General features: G+C 61.5%; 21 protein-coding genes and 1 pseudogene. 9 read left to right on the forward strand and 13 right to left on the reverse strand.

The window, feature by feature from the left end:
* The first annotated feature begins 45 nt into the window (after positions 1 to 45).
* Positions 46 to 957, forward strand: a complete 912-nt coding sequence (locus tag ACQ4WZ_RS11310) for a DMT family transporter (protein WP_436573437.1) — start codon at positions 46 to 48, stop codon at positions 955 to 957.
* On the opposite strand, the gene ACQ4WZ_RS11315 is transcribed toward ACQ4WZ_RS11310, so the two are convergent.
* From ACQ4WZ_RS11315 to ACQ4WZ_RS11335, 5 genes are all read right to left on the reverse strand, one after another.
* On the reverse strand, positions 954 to 1,901 hold the full coding sequence (locus tag ACQ4WZ_RS11315) for a cupin-like domain-containing protein (protein WP_133992134.1): 948 nt from the start codon (positions 1,899 to 1,901) through the stop codon (positions 954 to 956). The genes ACQ4WZ_RS11310 and ACQ4WZ_RS11315 overlap by 4 nt on opposite strands.
* A 278-nt stretch (positions 1,902 to 2,179) precedes the next feature.
* Positions 2,180 to 2,923 carry a DNA-binding protein gene (locus ACQ4WZ_RS11320; protein WP_101484482.1) on the reverse strand — a complete coding sequence of 248 codons (744 nt, stop codon included), beginning with the start codon at positions 2,921 to 2,923 and terminating at the stop codon, positions 2,180 to 2,182.
* A gap of 143 nt (positions 2,924 to 3,066) precedes the next feature.
* Positions 3,067 to 3,684: an LON peptidase substrate-binding domain-containing protein gene (locus ACQ4WZ_RS11325; RefSeq protein WP_436573438.1), complete on the reverse strand. Its 618-nt coding sequence runs from the start codon at positions 3,682 to 3,684 to the stop codon at positions 3,067 to 3,069.
* 67 nt (positions 3,685 to 3,751) lie between these two features.
* On the reverse strand, positions 3,752 to 4,990 hold the full coding sequence (locus ACQ4WZ_RS11330) for a DEAD/DEAH box helicase (RefSeq protein ID WP_101484481.1): 1,239 nt from the start codon (positions 4,988 to 4,990) through the stop codon (positions 3,752 to 3,754).
* 119 nt (positions 4,991 to 5,109) lie between these two features.
* The gene (locus ACQ4WZ_RS11335; protein WP_436573439.1) at positions 5,110 to 7,338 is read right to left on the reverse strand and encodes a TonB-dependent receptor plug domain-containing protein; all 2,229 of its coding nucleotides are present in this window, start codon (positions 7,336 to 7,338) and stop codon (positions 5,110 to 5,112) included.
* A gap of 240 nt (positions 7,339 to 7,578) precedes the next feature.
* On the opposite strand from ACQ4WZ_RS11335, the gene asd reads away from it, so the two are divergent.
* Positions 7,579 to 8,427, forward strand: a complete 849-nt coding sequence (asd, locus tag ACQ4WZ_RS11340) for an archaetidylserine decarboxylase (protein ID WP_436573440.1) — start codon at positions 7,579 to 7,581, stop codon at positions 8,425 to 8,427.
* A gap of 17 nt (positions 8,428 to 8,444) precedes the next feature.
* Here asd and ACQ4WZ_RS11345 read toward each other — a convergent pair whose 3' ends face one another.
* Positions 8,445 to 9,350: a LysR family transcriptional regulator gene (locus ACQ4WZ_RS11345; protein WP_101484479.1), complete on the reverse strand. Its 906-nt coding sequence runs from the start codon at positions 9,348 to 9,350 to the stop codon at positions 8,445 to 8,447.
* Positions 9,351 to 9,463: 113 nt separating this feature from the next.
* Between ACQ4WZ_RS11345 and ACQ4WZ_RS11350 the strand changes: the two genes are divergently transcribed.
* From ACQ4WZ_RS11350 to ACQ4WZ_RS11360, 3 genes are all read left to right on the forward strand, one after another.
* On the forward strand, positions 9,464 to 10,063 hold the full coding sequence (locus tag ACQ4WZ_RS11350) for an FMN-dependent NADH-azoreductase (RefSeq protein ID WP_101480853.1): 600 nt from the start codon (positions 9,464 to 9,466) through the stop codon (positions 10,061 to 10,063).
* A gap of 67 nt (positions 10,064 to 10,130) precedes the next feature.
* Positions 10,131 to 11,006 (forward strand): pirin family protein, encoded by an 876-nt coding sequence (locus tag ACQ4WZ_RS11355; protein WP_436573441.1) that lies wholly within the window; start codon positions 10,131 to 10,133, stop codon positions 11,004 to 11,006.
* 117 nt (positions 11,007 to 11,123) lie between these two features.
* The gene (locus ACQ4WZ_RS11360) at positions 11,124 to 12,107 is read left to right on the forward strand and encodes a cation diffusion facilitator family transporter (protein WP_436573442.1); all 984 of its coding nucleotides are present in this window, start codon (positions 11,124 to 11,126) and stop codon (positions 12,105 to 12,107) included.
* A gap of 53 nt (positions 12,108 to 12,160) precedes the next feature.
* Here the strand turns inward: ACQ4WZ_RS11360 and ACQ4WZ_RS11365 are convergent, their stop codons facing one another.
* From ACQ4WZ_RS11365 to ACQ4WZ_RS11375, 3 genes are read right to left on the reverse strand one after another with little or no spacing between them, the layout of a single operon-like run.
* The gene (locus tag ACQ4WZ_RS11365; RefSeq protein ID WP_101480850.1) at positions 12,161 to 14,413 is read right to left on the reverse strand and encodes a RelA/SpoT family protein; all 2,253 of its coding nucleotides are present in this window, start codon (positions 14,411 to 14,413) and stop codon (positions 12,161 to 12,163) included.
* 40 nt (positions 14,414 to 14,453) lie between these two features.
* Positions 14,454 to 14,804: a RidA family protein gene (locus ACQ4WZ_RS11370; RefSeq protein ID WP_101480849.1), complete on the reverse strand. Its 351-nt coding sequence runs from the start codon at positions 14,802 to 14,804 to the stop codon at positions 14,454 to 14,456.
* A 53-nt stretch (positions 14,805 to 14,857) separates the two neighbouring features.
* Positions 14,858 to 15,739 (reverse strand): alpha/beta fold hydrolase, encoded by an 882-nt coding sequence (locus ACQ4WZ_RS11375; RefSeq protein WP_436573443.1) that lies wholly within the window; start codon positions 15,737 to 15,739, stop codon positions 14,858 to 14,860.
* A 215-nt stretch (positions 15,740 to 15,954) separates the two neighbouring features.
* On the opposite strand from ACQ4WZ_RS11375, the gene ACQ4WZ_RS11380 reads away from it, so the two are divergent.
* Complete coding sequence (locus ACQ4WZ_RS11380) at positions 15,955 to 17,292, forward strand: dicarboxylate/amino acid:cation symporter (protein WP_243858145.1); 1,338 nt, start codon at positions 15,955 to 15,957, stop codon at positions 17,290 to 17,292.
* Between the two features lie 234 nt (positions 17,293 to 17,526).
* On the forward strand, positions 17,527 to 17,937 hold the full coding sequence (locus tag ACQ4WZ_RS11385; RefSeq protein ID WP_436573444.1) for a DoxX family protein: 411 nt from the start codon (positions 17,527 to 17,529) through the stop codon (positions 17,935 to 17,937).
* 50 nt (positions 17,938 to 17,987) lie between these two features.
* On the opposite strand, the gene ACQ4WZ_RS11390 is transcribed toward ACQ4WZ_RS11385, so the two are convergent.
* Together ACQ4WZ_RS11390 and ACQ4WZ_RS11395 are read right to left on the reverse strand one after the other, a co-directional pair.
* The gene (locus tag ACQ4WZ_RS11390; protein WP_101480845.1) at positions 17,988 to 18,638 is read right to left on the reverse strand and encodes a CoA transferase subunit B; all 651 of its coding nucleotides are present in this window, start codon (positions 18,636 to 18,638) and stop codon (positions 17,988 to 17,990) included.
* 20 nt (positions 18,639 to 18,658) lie between these two features.
* Positions 18,659 to 19,360: a CoA transferase subunit A gene (locus tag ACQ4WZ_RS11395; RefSeq protein WP_101480844.1), complete on the reverse strand. Its 702-nt coding sequence runs from the start codon at positions 19,358 to 19,360 to the stop codon at positions 18,659 to 18,661.
* Between the two features lie 147 nt (positions 19,361 to 19,507).
* On the opposite strand from ACQ4WZ_RS11395, the gene ACQ4WZ_RS11400 reads away from it, so the two are divergent.
* Positions 19,508 to 20,068, forward strand: coding sequence for a LuxR C-terminal-related transcriptional regulator (locus tag ACQ4WZ_RS11400; RefSeq protein WP_436573445.1), 561 nt, complete (start codon positions 19,508 to 19,510; stop codon positions 20,066 to 20,068).
* Between the two features lie 35 nt (positions 20,069 to 20,103).
* Here ACQ4WZ_RS11400 and ACQ4WZ_RS11405 read toward each other — a convergent pair whose 3' ends face one another.
* Positions 20,104 to 20,880, reverse strand: a complete 777-nt coding sequence (locus tag ACQ4WZ_RS11405; protein WP_034752351.1) for an SDR family oxidoreductase — start codon at positions 20,878 to 20,880, stop codon at positions 20,104 to 20,106.
* Positions 20,881 to 21,131: 251 nt separating this feature from the next.
* On the opposite strand from ACQ4WZ_RS11405, the gene ACQ4WZ_RS11410 reads away from it, so the two are divergent.
* Positions 21,132 to 22,808, forward strand: coding sequence for an electron transfer flavoprotein-ubiquinone oxidoreductase (locus ACQ4WZ_RS11410; RefSeq protein WP_436573446.1), 1,677 nt, complete (start codon positions 21,132 to 21,134; stop codon positions 22,806 to 22,808).
* 69 nt (positions 22,809 to 22,877) lie between these two features.
* Here ACQ4WZ_RS11410 and ACQ4WZ_RS11415 read toward each other — a convergent pair.
* Positions 22,878 to 23,815: pseudogene (locus ACQ4WZ_RS11415) on the reverse strand (IS1595 family transposase).
* Between the last annotated feature and the right edge of the window lie 43 nt (positions 23,816 to 23,858).

Here is a 23,858-nt window from a genome sequence, read left to right on the forward strand (position 1 = left end):
GCTCCTATTATGATGGGAAATATTTTGCTCATAGCATAGCCTCCCATGAAAACGCACGCAAGTCCCCCGCCCGCCTTCGGCCTGCCCGAACTGGCCCTGATCGCCATCACCTTCATCTGGGGCGGAACATTTCTCATCGTGCAGCATGCCGTGACGGTCAGCGGCCCACTGGCCTTTGTAGCCGCCCGCTTTGCCGTCGCCGCCAGCATAGGCGCCCTCGTTTGCCGGGGCCAGCTACGTCACTTGAGCAAGGCCGAGTTATTCACCGGCATGCTCATCGGCGTCAGCATCTTTGGCGGCTACGCACTGCAAACCTATGGCTTGATGCATATTTCCAGCAGCAAGTCGGCCTTCATCACGGCCTTCTATGTTCCCATTGTGCCGCTGGTGCAATGGCTGGTCTTCAAGCAGCGGCCCCGCCCCGCAGTGTGGGTGGCCGTCGTGCTGGCATTCGTCGGCTTGCTGCTGCTCACGGGCACGGATGGCCTGGGCCTGGGCCTGGGCAAAGGCGAGCTGATCACGGCGATAGGCGCCATCGCGATTGCCCTGGAAATCATCCTCATCAGCCGCGTCTCGCCGCAGCTGAACATCTTGCGCGTGACCATCGTGCAACTGGCAACGGCGTCGTTGATTGCCCTGCTGTTGATGCCCGTCATGGGCGAAGCGCCGCCGGCCCTGAGCAAAACTTTCATTCTCAGCGTCCTCGCGCTGGGCTGCGCCAGTGCGCTGATCCAGTATGTGATGAACTGGGCGCAAAAGCGCATCTCCGCCACCAAGGCCACGCTGATCTATGCGGGCGAGCCAGTCTGGGCTGGCGTGATCGGGCGCATCGCGGGCGAGCGCTTGCCCGGGTTGGCCATCGTCGGGGCCATCCTGATCATTGGCGCAGGCATCCTCAGCGAATGGCGGCCCAGGCGCTTGCGCGCCGATGGCAAGGCCATCGCGGCATCAGATTAAGCCGCGGTACGCCGCAGCGCCGCCCCGCCATGCAGTGCCAGCGGCATGGCCCTGGCCCAGCGGTTCGATGAGAGCGAAAACGTCAGCGCGCGCACCTGGTGATACCAGCCGGCGGGCACGTACAACATGTCGCCCGGTTCGACAAGGCATTCGATCATGCTGGCCTGGCGCGCCAGGGGAAAACGCTCGAAATCGGGCGCTTCCGGGTCAAACGGCGAGCCGAACAGGATGGCGTTCGCTTCGCTGGGATACAGGAATTCGTCGTGGTGCGGCGGGGATAAAATGATGCGCTTGCAGCCCCACACCTGGGCGAAGATATTGTCATCGTAATCGCAATGCAAAGGCGTTACCGTGCCAGCCGGCCCCACCCAGAAACGCGGCGGACCCATCTTGTCAAAATACGTGGGCCAGTGGCACAGGCGGTTCAATTCGCGCAATTCCAGATTGCCCAGATACGGCGGCAGCGCATACTTGCCCTCTGCCACCAGGTCCAGGTATTGCCCCATCGACATGTCCTGCATGGCGCGGTCGGCCGCAAATGCCGTGTTGATGTAGTCGCCCACCCGCGCGCGCACGGGCACGTGGCTGAACTGCTCGCGCAAGATTTCCGGACCCACTGCAGACAGGGGCCAGCGCTGCACCAGCCCGCGCATCAGGAAAGGCAAGCCCAGCGCGGCGCGCGCGCGGAAGGCGGCGGCGCCGAGCATGGCCAGGCGCGGCACGGCGCTGATGGTGGGCAAGTCGCGCGCCGCCTGCTTGATGGCCTCGCGCATGGCATCGATGGAGGTAACGCCGCGCACCTGCGCATCCTTGTCTTCGCGCGCCTGCTTGCGCGCGAGTGCCGCTTCGGGCGAACTGAATGCGGCTGGCGGCCTGGGCGGCAACGCGCGCGACGATAGGGGGGCGGCCGCAAGCGGGAGCGGCACTTCTTTTTCTACAGACATAAACCTTCTTTGCGATCAAGGCGTCGCACGGCATGACGCGACAGTGCGCCATTTTAAGCCAGCAAGGCCCGACTGCGCGCATCAGCGTGGCTGCAAGGCAGAGTGCAAGCCAGCAAAAAGAGTGATATCGCCCGCCAGGGTTACCCAGGAACGTATCGGCACCTGACAAAACCGTCGCGAGCGGAAGGTAGAGGTGGCCGCGAAGCGCAACCGTGCTAGAGCACGGTGAGCATCGCAAGCCGCCTATACCAACGCGCAGCAGGTTTGGTCAGGTGTCCTCAGACAGGGGTCTTGAAGATGGGATCGACGATGAACTGCTGCGCCTTGATACGCAAGGTGCGCTCCTCGTCCAGTTCGGCGCGCGTTTCGCCCAGCTCTTCGCGTTCCGCTTCCAGTTCCAGACGCGCGGCAGCCAGTTCCGTTTCCACGCGGGTCAGGCTTTCCAGCTTCAGCTGGGCCTGGATCAATTCGGCGCGCGCCGCTTCGGCCGCCTCTTCCAGGCGGGGGATGCCTTCGAGCTTGAATTGCGCCTTGGCCAGGTCCATGCGCGCCTGCTCGGCGGCCTCTTCCAGGCGCGGCAAGCCTTCCAGGCGCAGCTGCGCCTTGGCCAAGTCCGTGCGTGCCTGGTTGGCGACTTGCCGCTCGCGTTCGAGTTCCTCGCGCAAGGTTTCCAGCTCGCCCGCCTGCAGGTCAAGCAACTCTTGCTGGCGCTCGTTCTCGCTGGCCAGGTCCATCAATTCCTGTTGATTGTCGTTCATCTCGGCTTCATGCGCATTGTGGCTGGCGCTTAATTCCTGTCCTACATAATCGAGAATGGCTTGCTGCAGCACGGGCGACAGTTCGGCGGCGGCAGCGATCTGGCGCTGCGCGCCGGCCTTGCGGCGCTGCAAGAGCTTGCTGATAGTGCCCAGGCAGGCGCCATTGCCCAGCCGCTCGCGCAAGGCGCGCACCGTGATGGCCTGGCCTTCCCCCGCCATCGCTTCCATTGCCGCATTGATCTGTTCCGCGCTTACTTTTGCCATTATCGTGTGCTCTTGAATGTTGCTCAGGGCAATCTTGCCCAGGGGCATTATCTTATGCTAGCGGCGGCAAAGCGTAAAGTATTTCTCAATAGAAATTGCAATTGCACAACGGAAGCATGAGAAAACATGCGGCTTCCGCTAATTTACTCTTCGAGCAAACCATTTTCAGTGAGCATATCTTGCACCAGTTCCAGGCGCAGCACGGGATTGTCTTGGCTCAGCAGCAATTGCTTTTGCATGGCGCTCAGGGACAAGAGCTCGCACCAGCGGTTCGCCACCCAGCCGCATTCATCAAGGCGGTACGGCGGCTGCAGGGGCATCTGCTCTGGCGGAATCTTTTGCTCCTGCAAGGTGCGTATCAACGCGCCCAGCGCATCGGCCACGTTCTGTTGCTCTTGCGGGATGGGAATCGTTTTATCGGCCGGCAAGGTTTCAATCTGCGCCATCCACAAGCCGTACTTGAGCTGCTCGCTGGCCACGATGTGAAAGCGCTGCATGCCCATGCATTTGATTTGCAGCAAGCCCGACAGGGGCGCCGCCCAGTCGATGACGCGCGCCAGGGTGCCCACGGGCGCCAGAGTTTCCTGCTGGCCCGGCTTGCGCACTTCCGCGCCGTCCAGCAGCTGCACCACGCCAAACGGCTGCTCACCCATGATGCACTGACGTATCATGTCCAGGTAGCGTACCTCGAAGATCTGCAAGGGCAGATAGCCATCGGGATACAGCACCGTATTGAGCGGGAACAAAGGTATCGAGGTCATAGGCGCATGATGGCACGAATGGCATATCCGTGCTGCGCGCCTTGCCTCGCCAAGCTGACTGCGCCGCTTATTTGTAGAAGCGGCGCTTCTTGGCCCGCTCCGCCGCCTTCGGCGCCAGCACCTTGACGGCCTTCTTCTGGATGGTACCGCCGGCGGACGTGCCTGGCACGCGGTGTTCCGCCTCGAAACCGGGCTCCTCATTGCGTTTCAGCGTTTGCCGCGTCAGCGCTTCCACGGCCGACAGCAATTCCACTTCGTCGGCGCAGACCAGCGATATCGCTTCGCCCGAGGCGCCCGCGCGGCCCGTACGGCCGATGCGGTGGATATAGTCTTCCGCCACGGTGGGCAAGTCGAAATTGACGACGACGGGCAATTGATCGATATCCAGGCCGCGGGCGGCCACGTCGGTGGCCACCAGCACCTGCACCTCGGCCTCCTTGAAACGGGCCAGCGCGCGCAGGCGGTTCGGCTGCGTCTTGTCGCCGTGGATGGAGTCGGCGCGCACGCCCTGCTCCAGCAAGGTGTTCACCAGTAGCTCGACACCCTTGCGCGTCTTGACGAAGACCAATACCTGGCCCCAGCGCTTTTTCTTCAGCAGGTGCAAAAACAGTTCCGGCTTGCGTTTCTTGTCGCACACGATCACCGACTGCTTGACGGCCTTGACCGTGCTGTTGCGCGCGCTCACTTCCACCGAAACGGGATCCTTCAGCATGGTTTTCGCCATGGCGCGGATGGCATCCGAAAAGGTGGCCGAAAACAGCAGGGTCTGGCGCTGCTTGGGCATGGTCATCAGCAATATATCGAGCTCGCGCTCGAAGCCCAGGTCCAGCATGCGGTCCGCCTCGTCCAGTACCAACGTCTGCACTTGCTCGAACTTGACGGCGCCCTGCGTCTGCAAGTCCAGCAGGCGGCCTGGCGTGGCCACCAGCACGTCGAGGCCCTTGCGCAATTTGCTGATCTGCGGCTCGATCGGCACGCCGCCATAGGCAACAAAGCTGCGCAGAGGCAAGTTGCCGCCATAGCTGCGGAAGCTGGCATAGACTTGCTCGGCCAGTTCGCGCGTGGGCACCAGCACCAGCACGCGCACGCACTGGGGCGCCACCACGCCTTCCAGGGTCAGGCGCTGCAGCAGCGGCACGGCAAAGCCGGCCGTCTTGCCCGTGCCCGTCTGGGCGGCGGCCATCAGGTCGCGCCCGGCCAGTACGGCAGGAATCGCTTGCGCCTGCACCGGCGTGGGCTTGGCATAGCCGAGCTCATCAAGTTTGCGGACCAGGGGATCGATCAGGCCGAGGGAGGAAAACGTCATGGGGAAAGCAATCTTGGCAAAGGAAAAGGTGGCGCGCACGGACTGGCCGCGCGCGCAATTGCCGAGATTATAGGCCAGCGGGGATGCGGGCCGGGGATTTCAGTACGAGAACGTCACGATCAGAACTTCATTTCCAGGGTCGCGCGCGCCTGCGGCGAACTCGGCGAAATGCTGTTGCGCACTATCGTGCCGCTGGCGTCCGTATAGATGGTGTTGCTTTCAAAGTCTTGTGCCAGCAAATTCGACACGGCCAGGCGCAGCTGGTTCTTCGCATCAAATTTCCACAGCGCATAAATGTCGAGGTCGCGCCGCGGCGACGTGTAGGCGCTCTGGCGCTCGGTGATGCGCACGGGGCCGCCATTGCGGAAATTGAAGCTGCCACCCGTGGTCAGCACGCCGTCCGGCGTCTTGTAGTCGAGGCCAAAGTTGCCGCTGACGGGGGTTTGCTGGTCGAGCCGGTTGTCCGGCCCCGGCACCTGCTCCACCTGCGACCAGTTGCGGCTGACGCTGGCGCGCAAGTCGATGGCCGGCACGGGCGCGGACAGCACGGCGCGCAGCGGGAACTTCGCTTCCAGTTCCAGTGTCTGCGTATTGGCGCGGCCATCGTTGACGGGCGTCGATACCCAGCGGTCATCGATGAACAGCAAGCCCTGGCGCGTATAGCCGTCGATGCGGCGGGCCGAGGCGCGCGCGCTGAGCAAGGCGCCTTCGGCCCAGTAGTGCTCGTACGAGGCATCGATGCCCAGCGCCAGCTCCGGTTTCAGATACGGATTGCCTTCGCGGTCAGGGTCCGTCTGGCTGTTGTTGGTCGAGGTATTGCGGCGCGGAATCAGGCTGGACGTGGGCTGCGCCTTGTAGGTACGCGTCAGGGCCAGGCGCACCTGGTCGCCCTTGGTATCAGGCAACTTCCACAGGGTTTGCAGCAGCGGGCTCCACACGCTGGTGCGCTGATTCACTTCCTCATAGGTATCGCCCGCGCTGCGCGTATCGATGCCTTCCCATCGCACGCCCGCATACATGGACCAGCGCGGCGTAATTTCCCACTCATCCTGCACGTACAGGGCCAGGCGCTGGATCGTGGCGTCGAAACCTTCGTCGCTGTTGACGGGCGGGCGTGCACCCAACGCGCCCAGGGCCGCTTCGCGCTGGCGGCGGGTTTCCTCGCGCTCCGTGTAGGCACCATCCCAACCCATGGACAGGGCATGGCCCGGCAGCAAGGGCGAGGAATACTTGCCGGTGGAACTGACGCCGTTTTCCGTCGCCTTCACGCCCACCTTGCGCTCAAGCGCCAGGCCGCTGCCATCGATGAAGCCTTGCTGCAAGCTGTCGGACGTATTGCGGGCGGCAGAGGCGCCAATTTTCAGTTCCAGCTTGGCGCCGCCGGCCAGCTTGTGCATCCACGTCAGGTCGCTGCGGCCGAAGGCATTGTGGTTGCTGGAGCTGCCCGTGTTCGTGTCGTAGTCGGGGCGCAAGCCCTGTTCTGTTTCCGCACGGCTGATATTGCGATGGTTCGAGCGCCCGCCGTTGAAGAACAATTGCGCCGTCACATTGTCGCCATTGGCCAGCGCCCAATTCAGGCGGGGCGACAGATTGATGCCTTCCGGGCGGCCATCACCCGTGCCATTCGTGCGGCGCAGCAGGTTTTGCCGGCCATCGGGCGCGTAGCCCAGTTCCAGTCCGGGATTATCATAATGATAGTCATAGCGGAACAGCGAACCGGCCATCGAGTACGAGAAATTACCATCGCGGTCGGACAGTTGCACGTTGACACTGGGCGAAAAGCTCACGTCGCTGCCCTGCACGCCCAGCTTGATCTCGCGCTGCGCTGTCTTGACGGCCTTTTTCAGCACCACGTTGATGGTGCCGGCGATCGACTGCGTGCTGTACTCGGCGCTGGCCGCATGCAAAATCTCGATGCGCTCGATCACGTCGGGCGACAGGGTATCGAGCGAAAAACCGGCCGGCGCCCGCTCGCCGTTAAGCAGGATCTGCGTGTAGCCGCTGCCCAGTCCGCGCATGCGGATTTCGCCGCCCGAGCGCCCGGCCGCGCCGGAAACGGTAATGCCGGGCAAGCGCTTGAGCACATCGGTGACATTCGTGTCGCCATACTTGAGGATTTCCTCGCTGCCCACGACCATCTTGCTTGCCGTATCGTCGCGGCGCGGATCATAGCCGCTGCCCTTGACTTCGACGGTCTGCATGGCGGGCGCGGCAGGCTTTTCAGCCTTCAGCGGCGCGGCGGCAACGTCAGCGCCGACTGGCGCTTCGGATTGCTGCGCCTGGGCATTCCAGGCAAACAGGACAGCGGAACAAACAACGGTAAGGCGGAAGCAACGGCGTGGCATCATGACTTGGCTGAAAAAAGTTGGCTGAATAAAAATGGCTAAATGCTAAAAAACAGGCCGCTGTATTGTGCTGCAATTTTTTACGAGCGGCACAGTTTCCTGAAAATATTTCCTTTAGCAAATTAAATTTGGTGACAGCCTGCGATACGCACCCTTGCATACGGTGCATATCATTGCGCGCCACATCGCCGCTATAATGCGTTTTCATCATTATTCCCATCACCCCGTCAAAGGCTTCCCATCGTGTCTGACCGTCTTGCCGTCCTGCCTCAATATCTGCTTCCAAAAGGAGCGTTGACCAACTTTGCCGGCCGCATCGCCGGCGCCAAGGGCGGCGCCATGACGACGCGTTTGATCCGCTGGTTCGTCGGCCGCTACAACGTCAACATGGATGAGGCGCTGGACCCGGACATCACGCACTACACGAGCTTCAACGACTTTTTCACGCGCGCGCTGCGCCCGGACGCCCGCCCCTTGGCCAAGGCCGACTACGTCTGCCCCGTCGATGGCCGCATCAGCCAGTTCGGCAGCATCGACAAGGACCAGATTTTCCAGGCCAAGGGCCACAACTTCAGCACCACGGCCCTGGTGGGCGGCGATGCGACCCTGGCGGCCCGGTTCGATCACGGCAGCTTCGCCAACCTGTACCTGAGCCCGCGCGACTACCACCGCATCCACATGCCGTGCGATGGCCGCCTGACGCGCATGATTTATGTCCCTGGTGAACTGTTTTCCGTCAACCCGACGACGGCGCGCGGCATTCCCGGCCTGTTCGCCCGCAACGAGAGAGTCGTCTGCGTGTTCGACACGGCCAACGGTCCCTTCGTCATGACCCTGGTGGGCGCCACCATCGTCGGCAGCATGGCCACCGTCTGGCACGGCGTCGTCAACCCGCCCCGAACGGGCCAGGTTCGCGACTGGAGCTATGCGAATGACAATGTCGTGCTGAAACAGGGCGAAGAGCTGGGACGCTTCCTGCTGGGCTCCACCGTCGTCATGCTATTCCCGAAAGACACCGTGGCATTCAATGCCAACTGGCAACCTGCCGGCCCAGTGCAGCTTGGCGAAGTCATGGGCAATCTGCCCAGCTAAGCCAACGGGACGCGCGCCTACACGGGCGCGTCGGTTTGATACATTTCCTCCATCAGGTCCAGGAACGCGCGCGTCTTGGCCGGCATCAAGCGCCGGCCGGGAAACACGGCCCAGCCCGTGACCAGCGGGAAACTCCACTCCGGCAACACGCGCACCAATTCCCCCGTCGCCACATAGGCCCTGGCGAAGCGGTCCGTGCTGGCCGCGATCCCCACGCCCGTGCAGGCCATGCGCACCAGCAATTCCGGCGAGTTCGCCAGCAGGCGCACGGGCAAATCGCGCTCCCACGTCGTCTTGCCGCGGATCAAAGTCCAGTGCACGAGGCCATGCACGGCACGGGGCAAGCTGAGCAAATCATGGCCGTAGAGGTCGTCGGGATGCTCGGGCAGGCCGTGCACGCTCGTATATTGCGGTGAGGCATACAGGGACAGGGTGCTGAACGCCACCCGGCGCGCGGACAGGCTGGCATCATCGGGCAAGTTGCCCATGCGGATGGCCAGGTCAAAATTTTCTTCCAGCAAATCCACGCGCCGCGCCGACAAGTCCAGTTCCAGCGAAATGGCCGGGTAGCGGCGCACGAACTCGGCCAGCACCTGGCGCATCAGCGCATCGCCGAAATCGGCCGGCATGGAAATACGCAACAAGCCACTGGGGCCCGCCTGGCGGTGCTGGGCCAAGGCGCCGGCCGCTTCTGTTTCCTCGACTACCTTGCGCGCATGCTCGAGCAAACTGGCGCCAAATTCCGTCAGCGCCAGCTTGCGCGTGGTGCGCAGCAGCAGCCGTTCGCCCAGTTTGGCCTCCAGCAGTGAAATACGCCGCGACAGGGTCGACTTGGGCAAGTCCACGCGCTGGGCGGCGCGCGAGAAACTGCCGCATTCGACGACGCGAGCGAACAGCAGCAAATCTCCAGGATCGATATCCATATGTTCCAATTGTTCCATTAGTGGATTAATGTTATCCATTTTAACGGCTTCCGGATGGTTTTTGGAATTGCTATAGTTCATCCATCGCAAGACACCTCACACGGAGAAACAAGATGAACATCCTGCAAATCAATTCCAGCGCCCGCAGCACCGGTTCCGCCTCGACCCGTCTGGCTGACGCCATCGTTGCCCGCGTGCAAGCCAGCAACCCTGAAGCCACCCTGGTGCGCCGCGACCTGGCTGCCCAACCACACCCCGTGCTCGACGAGCCGACCCTGCAAGCGCTGTTCACGCCGGCGGACAAGCGCACGCCGGAGCAGGCGGCCCGCATCGCCCTGGACGACGCGCTGATTGCGCAAGTACAAGCAGCCGACGTCATCGTCATCGGCGCACCGATGTACAACTTCGGCATCACCGTGCAACTGAAAAGCTGGTTCGACGCAATTGCCCGCGCCAACGTCACTTTCAAGTACACGGAAAACGGCCCCGTTGGCCTGCTGACCGGCAAGAAAGTCTATGTGGGCCTGTCCCGCGGCGGCTTGCACCGCGACAGCGCCAACGATAGCCAGGTGCCTTACCTGAACACCATGTTCGGCTTCCTGGGCCTGACCGACGTGCAATACGTGTATTCGGAAGGCATGGGCATGGGCCCGGACGCCGTGGCCAAGGCACAGGCGCAAGCCGATGCCGAGATCAACGCCATTTTGGTGTAACGCACGTACCAAGCCGGGGTCAGACGGGGTCAGACCCGGCGGGTCTGACCCCAAACAGGAGAACACAATGAGCGACATCACCACCGTCAACAAAGCACGCGCCGTCGAGCGCGTGATCGCCGGCCAGGCTGTCATGGATGGCGCTGGCGTGAAGATCAACCGCGTGCTGACGCAGCAGCTGCAGCGCCGTCTCGACCCGTTTTTGATGCTCGACAATTTCGCCAGCGACAAGCCGAACGACTACATCGCCGGCTTCCCCGAGCATCCGCACCGGGGTTTTGAAACGGTCTCGTACATGATCACAGGACGCATGCGCCACAAGGACAGCGCGGGCCACGAAGGCTTGCTGAGCTCGGGCGGCGTGCAATGGATGACGGCCGGCAGCGGCGTGATCCATTCGGAGATGCCGGAACAGGAAGAAGGTGTGATGGAAGGTTTTCAGCTGTGGCTGAACCTGCCCGCGCGCGACAAGATGCGCACGCCGTGGTACCGCGATTTCACCAGCAGCGAAATCCCCCGCTACACGACGGACGCGGGCGTGGCCGTGCAAGTGATCGCCGGCGCGAGCCATGGCGTGACGGGCGCCGTGCAGCGCGAGCTGACGGAACCGCTGTACCTGGACATCGACTTGCCTGCCGGCAGCAGCTTCGAGCAGCCCTTGCCGCAAGGCAATAACGCTTTCCTCTACACCTTCCGTGGCGAAGTGCAGGTGGACGGCAAGGCCGTGCCCGCCCTGCGCATGGCGATCTTCGCCAACACGCCGGGCAGCGACGGCGTGCGCATCGAGGCGCCGCAAGGCGGACGCGTAATCCTCGTCGCCGGCCAGCCCTTGAACGAGCCCATCGCGCAGTACGGTCCGTTTGTCATGAATACCCAGGCAGAAGTGTTCCAGGCCGTGCAGGACTTCCGCGAGGGCAAGTTTGGCGAGACGGCCGCGCAGTAAAGTTGTCTGCTCCATCAAAAACCTGCGGCGCCTCGGGCCCTGCAGGTTTTTTTACGTGCCGACTGTCTTGTTGCTTTTCAATTACACTGACGGCAACCTCATTCCACAAAGCATTCCATGCAGCCGACGCACACCGAACACGACGCCACCCATTTGCACGCCCACCTGAAGGGCGACGCCCAGCACACCCACTCGTTCGAGGGGCGCAGCCAGAGCATCCTCGCGTGGGCGCTGGGGCTGACCCTGTCGTTTGCCGGCATCGAGGTCGTGGCCGGCTTCATGTCCAATTCGCTGGCCCTGATTTCCGACGCGGGCCACATGGTCACGGACGCGGCCGCGCTGGGCCTGGCCCTGCTGGCGCAGCTCATCGCGCGCCGCCCCCCGTCTCCACGCCACTCGTTCGGCTTTGGCCGCGCCGAGGCACTGGCCGCCCTCGTCAACGGCCTGGCCATGCTGTGCGTGGTGGGCTGGATCTGCTATGAAGCCGCGTTACGCTTTTCCGCCCCGCAACCCGTCAAGGGCGGCATGGTTTTCATCGTCGCCTTCATCGGCCTGGCGATCAACGTGGTGGTGGCGTGGGTATTATCGAAAGACAAGCAAAGCGTTAACACGCGTGCCGCCCTCGTGCATGTGATGGGCGATTTGCTCGGTTCGGTCGCCGCCATCATCGCCGGCGCCGTGATTTACTTTACGGGCTGGATGCAGATCGACCCGCTGCTGTCGGTGCTGGTGTCCCTGCTGATTTTAAAGTCGACATTTGGCGTGCTGCGCGAGTCCTATCACTTCCTGATGGAAGGCGTGCCCTTGCACATCGACTACATCGCCGTGGGCACGGACGTGGAACAGGTGGACGGCGTGATTGCCGTGCACGATTTGCATGTGTGGGACATGTCGCCGGGCCATCCGGCCCTGATCGGCCACGTGGAAATCGAACACCTCGACCATTGGCCCAAGGTATTGCGCGCGATCAAGAAGATGTTACTCAGCAAGCACGGTATCGATCACATCACTCTGCAGCCGGAGACGGCCGCGATGGCTGGGTTGCATGCGGGTGACCAGACCCACCAGCAAGGCCTGGGGTCAGACCCTCGGCCACGCTAGCTCAGCACTTTGCGTTAGCGGCCTTGGGGGTCTGCCCCCGGCAGTTCATTGCGTCAACTGCGCCTTGCCTCCAGGACACCACTCACGTCCTTGATGACATTCAATGCCTTCAATAGCTGCGCCGTCGAGCTGATCTCGGCCGTAAACGTCATGCGGGCCTGGCCCTTGGCGCTTTGGGTGTTGACGCCGATCACGTTGATCTTTTCGCGCGAAAAGATTTCGGAGATGTCGCGCAGCAAGCCCTGACGGTCGCCGGCCAGAATGAAAATATCGACCGGATACACGGTGTCTTGCCCGCCCGTGCTGCCCCACTCCGTGAAAATCACCCGTTCGGGCGACTTGGCGCGCATTTCCTCGAAATTCTTGCAGGTGGCGCGGTGGATAGAGACGCCCTTGCCGCGCGTCACGAAGCCCACGATGCTATCGGGCGGCGCCGGCTTGCAGCACTTGGCCAGCACCGTCATCAAGCCCTCCGTTCCCACCACCAGCACGCCGGACTTGGCACCCTGCTCCACACTGGAGGCGCGGCTCTTGCCGACCAGCACAGCGTCTTCCGGCACCACCACTTCGCCAGTGTCGTGCAGCGCCTGCTCTACGTGGCGCAGGCTGAATTCATCCTTGCCGACCGACAGGAACAGCTCGTCGACCTTGGCAAAGCCCAGCTTTTGCGCCAGCGCTTCCAGATTGACGGCCGTCTTGCCTTCGCGCTGCAGGGATTTCTCCACCAGCGCGCGGCCGTGGGCCAGGGTTTCCTGCATGTCGATGGCATGGAACCACGCGCGGATCTTCGAACGCGTGCGCGTGCTGACGGCGTAGCCGGCGCCCAACCAGTCGCGCGACGGCCCGGCCGTACCGGGCGCGCCCTTGGCCGTGATGATTTCGCAGGTCTGGCCGTTCTTTAATTGCGTATTCAGGGGCACCATGATGCCGTCGACCTTGGCGCCGCGGCAGCGGTGGCCCACATCCGTATGCAGGTGATACGCGAAATCGACGGGCGTGGCGCCCACAGGCAATTCCAGCACCCGCGCCTGCGGCGTCATGACGAAGATGCGGTCGTCCAGCGTGGCGGATTTCAACTTTTCCACCCATTCGCGCTGGATTTCTTCCTGGCCCACGACAGCATCGGCCACTTCCGTCTTCCACGCCAGCAACTGGCGCAGCCAGGCGATCTTTTCGTCGTATTTCTGGCCGGCAAAGTTCGAGCCGCCCTCTTCCTTGTAGCGCCAGTGCGCAGCCACGCCGTACTCGGCAAAGCTGTGCATTTCATTCGTGCGTATCTGCACTTCCAGCGGCCGGCCATCTTCGGCCGTCACCACCGTGTGCAACGACTGATAACCGTTAGGTTTTGGCCGCGAAATGTAATCGTCGAATTCCTTCGGGATGGGGGTCCAGATATTGTGGACTACGCCCAGTACCGTGTAGCAGGTTTTCACGTCGGCGACGATGACGCGGAAGGCGCGCACATCGTACAGTGCCGTAAAATCGAGTTCCTTGCCGCGCATCTTGTTCCAGATGCTGTAAATGTGTTTCGGGCGGCCAAATACTTCCGCCTGGATACCGGCCGAGGCCAGTTCCGTCTGCAGGCGCAAGATGGCCGAGGAAACAAAGCCCTCGCGCATCATGCGCTTTTCTTCCAGCATCTTGGCGATGCGTTTATACGCTTCCGGCTCGATGAAGCGGAACGACAAGTCTTCCAGTTCCCACTTCAGTTGCCAGATGCCGAGGCGGTTGGCCAGCGGCGCGTACAAATCCAGCGTTTCCTTGCCGTATTCACGCGTCATTTCGTTGAACAGCTTCAATTCGGCAAAATAGCGCAAGGTCGTCACGCATGCGGCCAGGCGCACCAGCACCACGCGCATGTCGGAGGCCATCGCCAGCAGCATCTTGCGCAAGGTTTCCACCTGGGCCACGGCTTGCTGCGCCGCGTTCTTGCCACGACCGGCAGCGCTGCCGTGCTGTGCCTGGGTCAGCGCGCGCAGGCGAATCAGCTGGCGCACGCCGGTGGCCAGGTCGCACACCTGCTTGCCGAAGCGCGGCTCGATGTCGGCCGCCGTATCCGGGTCCAGCATCGTCAGCTCGAACATCAGACCGGCAATGCGCGTTTCCGCATCGCTGCGCAGGAAAGCCAGGGTGGTGGCCACGCCGATGGCGAAGTCCAGCGCAGAACGGCCGGCAAAGGTCTGCTTGTCACCATACGCTTCGGTGGCATACGCGAGCGCGTCCAGCACGCGGGCGCTGTCCGGCGCACTCAAGCCCTCTACCAGTTGTTCCGATGTGACGCTATTCGGGGCCGAGATGGAAACCATGTAATGCCTTATAAACTTAAAAACTAAATAACTTAATAACCTAGCGCTCTGCAGCGATGATGACGATTTCAACCAGGCATGCCGGATTGGCCAGCTTCGCCTCCACCGTGGCGCGCGGCGGCGTGTGGCCGGACGCGACCCAGTCATCCCACACTTCATTCATGCCGGGGAAGTCTTTCATGTCGGCGATATAGATCTGGCACGACAGGATGCAGGTCTTGTCGCTGCCCGCTTCCATCAGCAGGCGGTCGACGTGACCGAGCACTTCGCGCGTCTGGCCGACGATATCTTGCGTCGTGTCTTCGGCAATCTGCCCAGCCAGGTAGATGGTGTTGTTGTGTATCGCTACTTCGGAGAGGCGTTTGCCTACGTGCAGTCGTGTAATTTCCATGCTTCTTCTTTCGGTTGTTTCAAAATCTGTACAGCGTTATCTCTTACCACTACTTACTTGCCCAGCAGAAACTTGCGCGCGATGGCGATCTGGTCGTCATGGACAAAAGTGGGCGCATGGCCCACGCCGGCAATTTCCACCAGCTCCGCCTTCGGACCACGGCCCAGCATACTTTGCGCCGTCGCGTGCGACAGCAAATCGGATTCCGAACCGCGCACCAGCAAGGTGGGACAGCGCACGGCATCATACGCGGCCCACAGCATGGCTTCGTCGCTGGCTGCCGATTCCGGTGTGGCCGAGCGGAACGGCATGGCCAGTCCCATGTCATAGTGACGGCGCCAATGGCCATCCTTATCCTGGCGCAATACATCCACGGCCAGTTTATGCCATTCCGCGTCCGTGTGCGGGCCGAAGCTGGCGGACACATCGCGCACAAACCTGGCACCCTGCTCGAACGTCTCGAAACGCAGATCCTGGCCGATGTAGTCGCCGATGCGCTGCAAGGCTTCCGGCGCCAGGGTCGGACCGATATCGTTCAGCACCAGCTTGCTGATCGGGCTGTTCGGCAACGATGCCAGACCCAGGCCGATCAAGCCGCCCATCGAAGTACCGAACCAGTCCACCGTCTGGCGCTCGCCATTGGCCAGCACGCGCGCCAGCAGGGTCACCATGTCGCTCACATATTGCGGTACGCGGTAAAACTGCGGGTTGGCCAGCCAGCCCGAGCGTCCTCGTCCCACCACATCGGGGCAGATGACGCGGTAATCGCTGGCCATGGCGCGCGCCAGGCTGTCGAAGTCGTCCGCCACGCGCGTCACGCCATGGGCGCAGACGAGCACGTTCGGATTGTCGGGCGCGCCCCACTCTTTATACGACATGCTGTGCAGGCCCGCCGGCGAGATGCATTGCACTGACTTGATGCTGGCTTCGATCATGCGATTTCCTTATTCGATATAAAAAGAGCACCGCTTCCTTCCTGCCATGGAGTATCCCGCGCGCGACGCTACGGCAGTGTAGCGCAGCGCGGGCAATGCTCCAAGCGCGCGCCTGAAATGCTGCGCCGCAGCACGCCAGCCATGGAGCAATACCCGATATAGCGAAAATGCATATCTGCGGTTATCCACAATTGAGCCAGCCTGGCAATGGGCGGATGATCGCAGCATCAACCCGCAAGAGGAGACCACTCGTGAAAAAACCATTCTATAAAATCCTGTATGTACAGGTCCTGTTCGCCATCGTGGCTGGCGTGCTGCTGGGGGTGTTCTACCCATCGAACGCCGTCGACATGAAACCGCTGGGTGACGGCTTTATCAAACTGATCAAGATGATCATCGCCCCGGTGATCTTCTGTACCGTGGTCTCCGGCATTGCCGGCATGCAGGACGTCAAGAAGATCGGCAGAGTGGGCGGCAAGGCACTGCTGTACTTCGAAGTGGTCTCCACTTTTGCGCTGGCCATCGGCTTGCTGGTTGCCAATATCCTGAAACCGGGCGCCGGCTTCAACGCCGACCCGGCTCACCTGGACGCCAAGTCGATCGCGCAATATACGCACGCCGAAGGCTTGACCACCGTCGACTTCCTGATGAATATCATCCCGAAGACCTTCGTCGACGCCTTCGCCAAGGGCGACATCCTGCAAGTGCTGTTGATCGCCATCCTGTTCGGCTTCTCGCTGTCCCTGCTGGGCGAGCGCGGCCGTCCGGTCACCAAGCTGATTGATGAACTGTCGCATGCCATCTTCGGCATGGTCAACATCATCATGAAAGTCGCTCCCATCGGTGCGTTCGGCGCGATGGCCTTCACCATCGGCAAATACGGCCTGGCTTCGCTGATCCCGCTGGCTAAACTGATGGGTTCGTTCTACCTGACCTGCTTCCTGTTCGTCTTCGTCGTGCTGGGACTGATCGCCAAGTACACGGGCTTTTCCATCGGCCGCTTCTTGTTGTACATCAAGGAAGAACTGCTGATCGTGCTGGGTACGAGCTCGTCGGAATCGGCCCTGCCGGCGCTGATGAAAAAACTCGAGCGCCTGGGCTGCTCGAAACCGGTGGTCGGCCTGGTCGTGCCTACCGGCTACTCGTTCAACCTGGACGGCACCAACATCTACATGACCATGGCCGCCCTGTTCGTGGCGCAAGCGACCAACACGGAACTGACCATCTGGCAGGAACTGACCATCCTGGGCGTAGCGATGCTGACCTCGAAAGGCGCCTCCGGCATCACCGGCGCCGGCTTCATTACCCTGGCCGCCACCCTGGCCGTGGTGCCGACGATTCCCGTGGCCGGCATGGCGCTGATCCTGGGCATCGACCGCTTCATGAGCGAATGCCGCGCGCTGACCAACTTCGTCGGCAACGGCGTGGCCACCATCGTCGTGTCGAAATGGGAAAAAGAACTGGACATGGACAAGCTGCACAGCGAGCTGGCTCATCCCACCCACCCGACCGACGATGCCTACATTGCACCAGCCGTGAATATCGTCAAGTAAGCTGACCTCTCCACTAGGAGCCCCGCAGAGCGATCTGCGGGGCTTTTTTCATGCGCGCACGTTTTATTGCATCATCAACACACAGTAAATCATGCATCAATATTTACCATAATGATCAATGAATCAAAAACTATTACAGTGCTGTCACCTGTTCGCCGCCAGGCTCGCGCATAATGACATTGCGTTAATACAAGCCTGACACAGAACCATCCACCTTTTTGAATGGAGTACGTCATGTCCCTCACGCCCGCCTTCTACGCCACCTGGAACCCACGCCTGCTGGGCCTGCTGCGCATCATCCTCGGTTTTCTCTTCCTGCAGCACGGCACTGCCAAGCTGTTCGGCGCACCGCACGTGGCCATGTTCGACGGCCTGCAACTGTTGTCCGTGATGGGCGCGGCCGGCGTCATCGAACTGGTGGGCGGCAGCTTGCTGCTGGTGGGCCTGTTCACGCGCCCCGTCGCCTTCATCCTGTCGGGCCAGATGGCGGCCGCTTACTTCATGGCACATGCACCTGCCGGCTTTCCGCCCATCCTGAACGGCGGCGAGATGGCCGTGATGTACTGCTTCACCTTCCTGTACTTTGCAGTTGCGGGCGCCGGCGCCTACAGCCTGGACGGCTTGCGCGGCAAGGCGGACGCATAAAAAAAGGGCGGACATCGCTGTCCGCCCTGTTATTGCCTGCAACGAGCCGTTTACACGGCGGAAACGTCCAGTTCCGCGCCCGTGGCCGCCTGCACTTGTTCCTTGGTGACGCCCGGCGCCAGTTCCACCAGCTTCAGTCCGTTTTCCGTCACGTCGATGACGCCCAGGTCGCTGATGATGACATCGACCACGCCCACGCCCGTCAGCGGCAAGTCGCACTGCTTGAGCAGCTTGTGCGACGTCGTGCCATCCTTGGCCGTGGCCACGTGTTCCATCAGCACGACGACACGCTTGACGCCAGCGACGAGGTCCATTGCGCCGCCCATACCCTTGACCATCTTGCCTGGAATCATCCAGTTTGCCAGGTCGCCCTTTTCCGACACTTGCATGGCACCCAGGATGGCCAGGTTGATCTTGCCGCCACGGATCATGCCAAAGGAGTCAGCCGAGCTGAAGTAGGCGGCGCCCGGCAAGGCCGTCACCGTCTGCTTGCCCGCGTTGATCAGGTCAGCATCGACTTCCGCGTCGGTGGGAAACGGGCCGATGCCCAGCAAGCCGTTTTCCGACTGCAGGAATACTTCGATGTTCTCCGGCACATAGTTCGCCACCAGGGTCGGCAAGCCGATGCCCAGGTTCACATAAAAGCCGTCTTGCAGCTCTTTCGCCGCGCGCGCGGCCATTTGATCTCTCGTCCAAGCCATATTAATCTCCGTATTCTTTTTTATGCTTCGGTGCGCACCGTGCGCTGCTCGATGCGTTTTTCCGGGTTCGCGTTGACCACGATGCGGTGCACGAAGATGCTCGGCGTATGCACCTGGTCCGGGTCGATCTCGCCCACTTCCACCAGTTTTTCCACTTCGACGATGGTAATCTTGCCCGCCATGGCCACGTTCGGGTTGAAATTGCGCGCCGTCTTGCGGTAAACCAAATTACCGGCGCGGTCGGCCATGTAGGCTTTCACCAGCGACACATCGGCCACCAGGCTGCGTTCCATCACATATTGTTCGCCGTCGAACTCGCGCAGTTCCTTGCCGTCGGCAACGATGGTGCCCACCCCCGTCTTGGTGAAGAAGGCGGGAATGCCTGCGCCGCCGGCGCGCAGTTTCTCGGCCAGGGTACCTTGCGGCGTGAATTCCAGTTCCAGTTCGCCGGCCAGGTACTGGCGCGCGAACTCCTTGTTTTCGCCCACGTAGGAGGCGATCATTTTCTTGATCTGGCGCGTGGTGAGCAGCTGGCCCAGGCCGAAGCCGTCCACGCCGGCATTGTTGGAAATGGCCGTCAGGCCCGTCACGCCCGAGTCGCGCAAGGCAGCGATCAGGGCTTCGGGAATGCCGCACAGGCCAAAGCCGCCAACGGCGATGGTCTGGCCATCTTGGACGATACCGGCCAGCGCCGAGGCGGCGTCAGGATAAACTTTATTCATGGGTGTCCCTCTATCTTTTGTTAAGCTTTGGTCTTGAGTCCATGACTCAGGCAGCGACTCAGCATAAAATACGCGAGTGGAAAGTACAATACCGTAGAACTACCGGCGCCGTGCCAGCCATCCCCCTGTGAGAGTGATACGTATCAGATGAACGCCGCGTCAGCCATCGATTATGAAAGCATCTTCCTGCACGCGCCCGTGGGCATGTGCATGTCGGAAAACCGCATCATGCGCAGTTGCAACGAGGCACTGGCGGCCATGTTCGGCTATGCACGCGCCCAGCTCGACAACCAGTCCTTCGAAGTACTCTACCCCACGCACGACGAATTCCTGCGCACGGGTGACCGCATCATCCCCATCATGAACACCAGGGGCCGCTATTCGGACGAGCGCATCATGCGCCGCAGCAATGGAGAATTGTTCTGGTGCCATGTGACGGGCCACGCCATGCTGCCGGGCCAGCCACTGGGGGCCGGCATCTGGACGTTCGAGGATGTCAGCGAGAAACGCCCCGTGACGGCGGAGCTGACCCCGCGCGAGCGCGAAATCGCCGCCCTGCTGGTGGAAGGCAAAACGAGCAAGGTCATCGCCCGCCAGATCGACCTCAGCCCCCGCACGGTGGAAATGCACCGCGCCAAGCTGATGCGTAAGTTCGCGGCCGCCACGTCATCCGAGCTGGTGCACAAGCTGGTGGGACTGCAGCTGTAGCGCTGACGCTGCAGCTGCCTGTTACTCTACACGGATTAAAAGGTGCTCATGCCGCCATCGGCCGAGATAATCGCGCCATTGATGAAGTGCGAATCCTCGCCCGCCAGCAACAACAGCAGGCCATCGAGGTCTTCCGGTTTCCCCGGACGTTTATTGGGCAGCATTTCGATCAGCTTCTTGCCCTGCTCGGTGGCGAAATAATCTTCGTTGATCTCGGTCGAGATGTAGCCGGGACAGATGGCGTTGGTGTTGATGCCGTATTTGCCCCACTCCACGGCCATGGCACGCGTCATGTGCACCATGCCCGCCTTGCTCATGCAATACACGCCGATCTGCGGCAGTACTTGCAAGCCCGCCATCGAGGCGATATTGATGATGCGGTGCTGTTTCTTCGGGTCGCCCTTGGCGCGCGCGATCATGCGCTTGGCCGTCTGCTGGGCCACGAAGAAGGAACCGCGCAGGTTGGTATCCATCACGAACGAATAATCTTCGGGCGTGACATCGACCAGGCGTTGCGTGGTGGAGACACCGGAATTGTTGACGAGTATATCGATGGGGCCCGCTTCCGTTTCCGCGTGCGCGATGGCCGACTTGATGCTGGCGAAGTCGGTCACGTCGAGCGACACCACGTGCGCGGCACCGCCGTCCGCTTCGATCTCGGCGCGCAATTCCTTCAGGCGTTCGGTGCGGCGCGACGCCAGCACGACCTGGGCACCGGCCTGGGCCAGCACTTTCGCAAAGCGCGCGCCGAGGCCGCTCGATGCGCCGGTAATCAGGGCAATCTTGCCCTCGAAATTAACTTCTATGCCCACGAGCTACTCCTGTTTTATTTTAGATAACACTTTACACCGTGCCACTGGCACAGGGGCAAAATACCCTGCGTCGCACTTGAGCAAAGGTAAACGCCATCATTACACAAAATGGCCGGATTTAGATTGCGGCGAGGGGCAATGTCACGCAAAATGGCGCCAAAGTTGCAATCCTCGCCAAAAACAAGCACACTCGTGCTTAAATTTATCCGAAGATTCCTCACCCACCCATTTAGTGACTAACAATCGAGACCATGACACAGCCTAATAACTTAGTTGAACAGTACGGACCGCGCGAGACCATGGAGTATGACGTGGTGATCGTCGGCGGTGGCCCCGCAGGCTTGGCGGCGGCAATCCGCCTGAAGCAGCTGGCCGCTGAAAAGAGCCAGGAAGTGTCCGTCTGCGTGCTGGAAAAAGGCGGCGAACTGGGCGCTCACATCCTGTCCGGCGCCATCATGGACCCGAAAGCGCTGACCGAACTGATTCCGAACTGGAAAGAACTGGGCGCGCCCCTGAACACGGCAGTGACGGAAGACCGCATCCTGTTCCTGACGGAAACCAAAGCGTACAAGACACCGAACTTCGCCGTGCCAGCATGCTTTGAAAACCACGGCAACTACATTGTCTCGCTGGGCAATGTGGTGCGCTGGATGGGCCAGCAGGCGGAAAACCTGGGCGTGGAAATCTTCCCGGGCTTCCCTGCCGCGGAAATCCTTTACAACGACGACGGCTCCGTCAAGGGCGTGGCAACTGGCAACATGGGTGTCAAGCGCGACGGTGAACCCGGTCCCGACTTCCAGCTGGGCATGGAATTGCACGCCAAGTACACCTTGTTCGCCGAAGGCGCGCGCGGCCACCTGGGCAAGCAGCTGATGGCCAAGTATGATTTGAACGCCGGCAAGGATCCCCAATCTTACGGTATCGGCATCAAGGAATTGTGGGAAATCGACCCGGCGCAGCACAAGCCGGGCCTGGTGATCCACTCGACGGGCTGGCCGCTGGACGCCAAAACCTATGGCGGCTCCTTCCTGTACCACCTGGAAAACAACCAGGTCATGGTCGGCTATGTGGTGGGCCTGGCCTACGAAAACCCGTATCTGTCGCCGTACGAGGAATTCCAGCGTTATAAAACACATCCGGAAATCCGCAAGTTCTTCGAAGGCGGCAAGCGCATCTCGTACGGCGCGCGCGCCATCACGGCCGGCGGCCTGCAATCGCTGCCGAAACTGGTGTTTGCCGGCGGCGCGCTGATCGGCTGCGATGCGGGCTTTTTGAACATGAGCCGCATCAAGGGCAGCCACGCAGCCATCAAGAGCGGCATGCTGGCGGCGGAAGCGGCCTTCGGCGCGCTGGGCGAACAACGCCAGCACGACGAACTGGCCAGCTACCCTGTTGCTTTTGAACAGTCATGGCTGCATGAAGAACTGCACGTGGCGCGCAACGTCAAGCCTTGGCTGTCGAAAGGCCTGTACCTGGGCAGCCTGATGACGGGCATCGACCAGATCCTCTTCCGTGGCAAGGCGCCGTGGACCCTGCACCATTCGCATGGCGACCACGAATGCCTGAAGCCTGCGGCCCAGTCGAAAAAGATCGTGTATCCGAAACCGGATGGCAAGCTGACTTTCGACAAGATGTCCTCCGTCTTCATCTCGAACACGAACCACGCGGAAGACCAGCCCATCCACTTGACCTTGAAGAACGCCAGCGTGCCCGTCGACGTCAACCTGGCCACGTATGCGGGCCCGGAAGCGCGTTACTGTCCCGCCGGCGTGTACGAATTCGTGAAGAACGACGACGGCGCCGAGCGCCTGCAGATCAATGCGCAGAACTGCGTGCACTGCAAGACCTGCGACATCAAGGACCCGACGCAGAACATCGTGTGGGTGACACCGGAGGGTGGTGGCGGGCCGAATTATCCGAATATGTAAGTTCCACCCTGCGCACATTGTATCTCCTGCCAAACAGCGCGCTCCCATTGGGTTGCGCGTTGTTTTTAACTATGCCAACGTCCAATTTGGGAATGCTCCCAGCGTTGCTCTCAATAATGGTTCTGGAGAACGGGTGCGCCCAGCGTCGAGTATCCGGCGCCTCCCAAGGTAATTCGGCAGATAGCGCGTGTCCACGCCGTGAAAGGGCCGTAGCCGGTCCCGCAAGCGGCTCTGATAAGAGTTGACGTTCGTCACCTGGACGGCGCCCTGCACACGAGTGCCGGCGCGCTAGTTAACGGACAGGTGGCTGAGGTCCGCCTCCCTGGAAAAAGTCCGGTAGGCCGCGTAGCCATCGGTCACCAGCAAAACATCGCTGTCGATGAATGGTAGCAGGCAAGTATGCAACTGCGCCTTGGTCAGTGCTCCTTTTCCGGTGACGAAACCGAGGGTTTGTCCCGTGCGGTCGTGCGCAATCTGGATGCAGACCTGTTCGTTGGAAATGCCGCGTGTGCGGGCATGGGCGCCATGGTGGCGCGCCCGACACGTTAGATGCCACGCGCCCTTTTCCAATTCCATCATATACAACAGTTCGTCCGCTTCGGCAATGCCATGCAGGCAATGGGCCGGTCCGTCTTTGCCAATGATAAAAACCGGTCCCACCATCGAAATATGGTGTTGCGCTGTACGCCCAACGGTAACGCCGCCTTACGCACGGATGCTGATGCCAGCAGGCAATCGGCGTAAGCGAGCCACAGCGCTTTATGGCGCAGGCGCGCCAGTGGCGTGCCGGTGAGCGCATTGGAGGTGCGGCCGCAGGGCACACAGCGGTAGCGTTGAAGTCTGTGCGCGTGGCCATGCCTGTGAGCATGGCTCCTGTTGAAGGCCGGACAGTGTAACCATGGGCTAGCCACGCTTTCTACCAATGCCACGATTACAGCTTGCCCTCCGCGCAGCAGGGCGATGCCCGCCAGACGCTGACGGCGGCTCAGGGCGACGAATTGGGCAATGAAGGTTCCCCAATGGGCTGGCTAGAAGGAAAACTTCTGTTTT

It is taken from the genome of Janthinobacterium darwini (assembly GCF_051380905.1).
Lineage (GTDB): Bacteria > Pseudomonadota > Gammaproteobacteria > Burkholderiales > Burkholderiaceae_D > Janthinobacterium.

Coding starts and splice junctions, on each gene's coding strand:
- ACQ4WZ_RS11400 (WP_436573445.1), top strand. CDS start 19,508: ATGAACGCCGCGTCAGCCATCGATTATGAAAGCATCTTCCTGCACGCG.
- ACQ4WZ_RS11320 (WP_101484482.1), bottom strand. CDS start 2,923: ATGGCAAAAGTAAGCGCGGAACAGATCAATGCGGCAATGGAAGCGATG.
- ACQ4WZ_RS11385 (WP_436573444.1), top strand. CDS start 17,527: ATGTCCCTCACGCCCGCCTTCTACGCCACCTGGAACCCACGCCTGCTG.
- ACQ4WZ_RS11355 (WP_436573441.1), top strand. CDS start 10,131: ATGAGCGACATCACCACCGTCAACAAAGCACGCGCCGTCGAGCGCGTG.
- ACQ4WZ_RS11325 (WP_436573438.1), bottom strand. CDS start 3,684: ATGACCTCGATACCTTTGTTCCCGCTCAATACGGTGCTGTATCCCGAT.
- ACQ4WZ_RS11375 (WP_436573443.1), bottom strand. CDS start 15,739: ATGATCGAAGCCAGCATCAAGTCAGTGCAATGCATCTCGCCGGCGGGC.
- ACQ4WZ_RS11345 (WP_101484479.1), bottom strand. CDS start 9,350: ATGGATATCGATCCTGGAGATTTGCTGCTGTTCGCTCGCGTCGTCGAA.
- ACQ4WZ_RS11410 (WP_436573446.1), top strand. CDS start 21,132: ATGACACAGCCTAATAACTTAGTTGAACAGTACGGACCGCGCGAGACC.
- ACQ4WZ_RS11330 (WP_101484481.1), bottom strand. CDS start 4,990: ATGACGTTTTCCTCCCTCGGCCTGATCGATCCCCTGGTCCGCAAACTT.
- ACQ4WZ_RS11335 (WP_436573439.1), bottom strand. CDS start 7,338: ATGATGCCACGCCGTTGCTTCCGCCTTACCGTTGTTTGTTCCGCTGTC.
- ACQ4WZ_RS11365 (WP_101480850.1), bottom strand. CDS start 14,413: ATGGTTTCCATCTCGGCCCCGAATAGCGTCACATCGGAACAACTGGTA.
- ACQ4WZ_RS11350 (WP_101480853.1), top strand. CDS start 9,464: ATGAACATCCTGCAAATCAATTCCAGCGCCCGCAGCACCGGTTCCGCC.
- ACQ4WZ_RS11310 (WP_436573437.1), top strand. CDS start 46: ATGAAAACGCACGCAAGTCCCCCGCCCGCCTTCGGCCTGCCCGAACTG.
- ACQ4WZ_RS11390 (WP_101480845.1), bottom strand. CDS start 18,638: ATGGCTTGGACGAGAGATCAAATGGCCGCGCGCGCGGCGAAAGAGCTG.
- ACQ4WZ_RS11360 (WP_436573442.1), top strand. CDS start 11,124: ATGCAGCCGACGCACACCGAACACGACGCCACCCATTTGCACGCCCAC.
- ACQ4WZ_RS11315 (WP_133992134.1), bottom strand. CDS start 1,901: ATGTCTGTAGAAAAAGAAGTGCCGCTCCCGCTTGCGGCCGCCCCCCTA.
- ACQ4WZ_RS11380 (WP_243858145.1), top strand. CDS start 15,955: ATGATCGCAGCATCAACCCGCAAGAGGAGACCACTCGTGAAAAAACCA.
- ACQ4WZ_RS11370 (WP_101480849.1), bottom strand. CDS start 14,804: ATGGAAATTACACGACTGCACGTAGGCAAACGCCTCTCCGAAGTAGCG.
- ACQ4WZ_RS11395 (WP_101480844.1), bottom strand. CDS start 19,360: ATGAATAAAGTTTATCCTGACGCCGCCTCGGCGCTGGCCGGTATCGTC.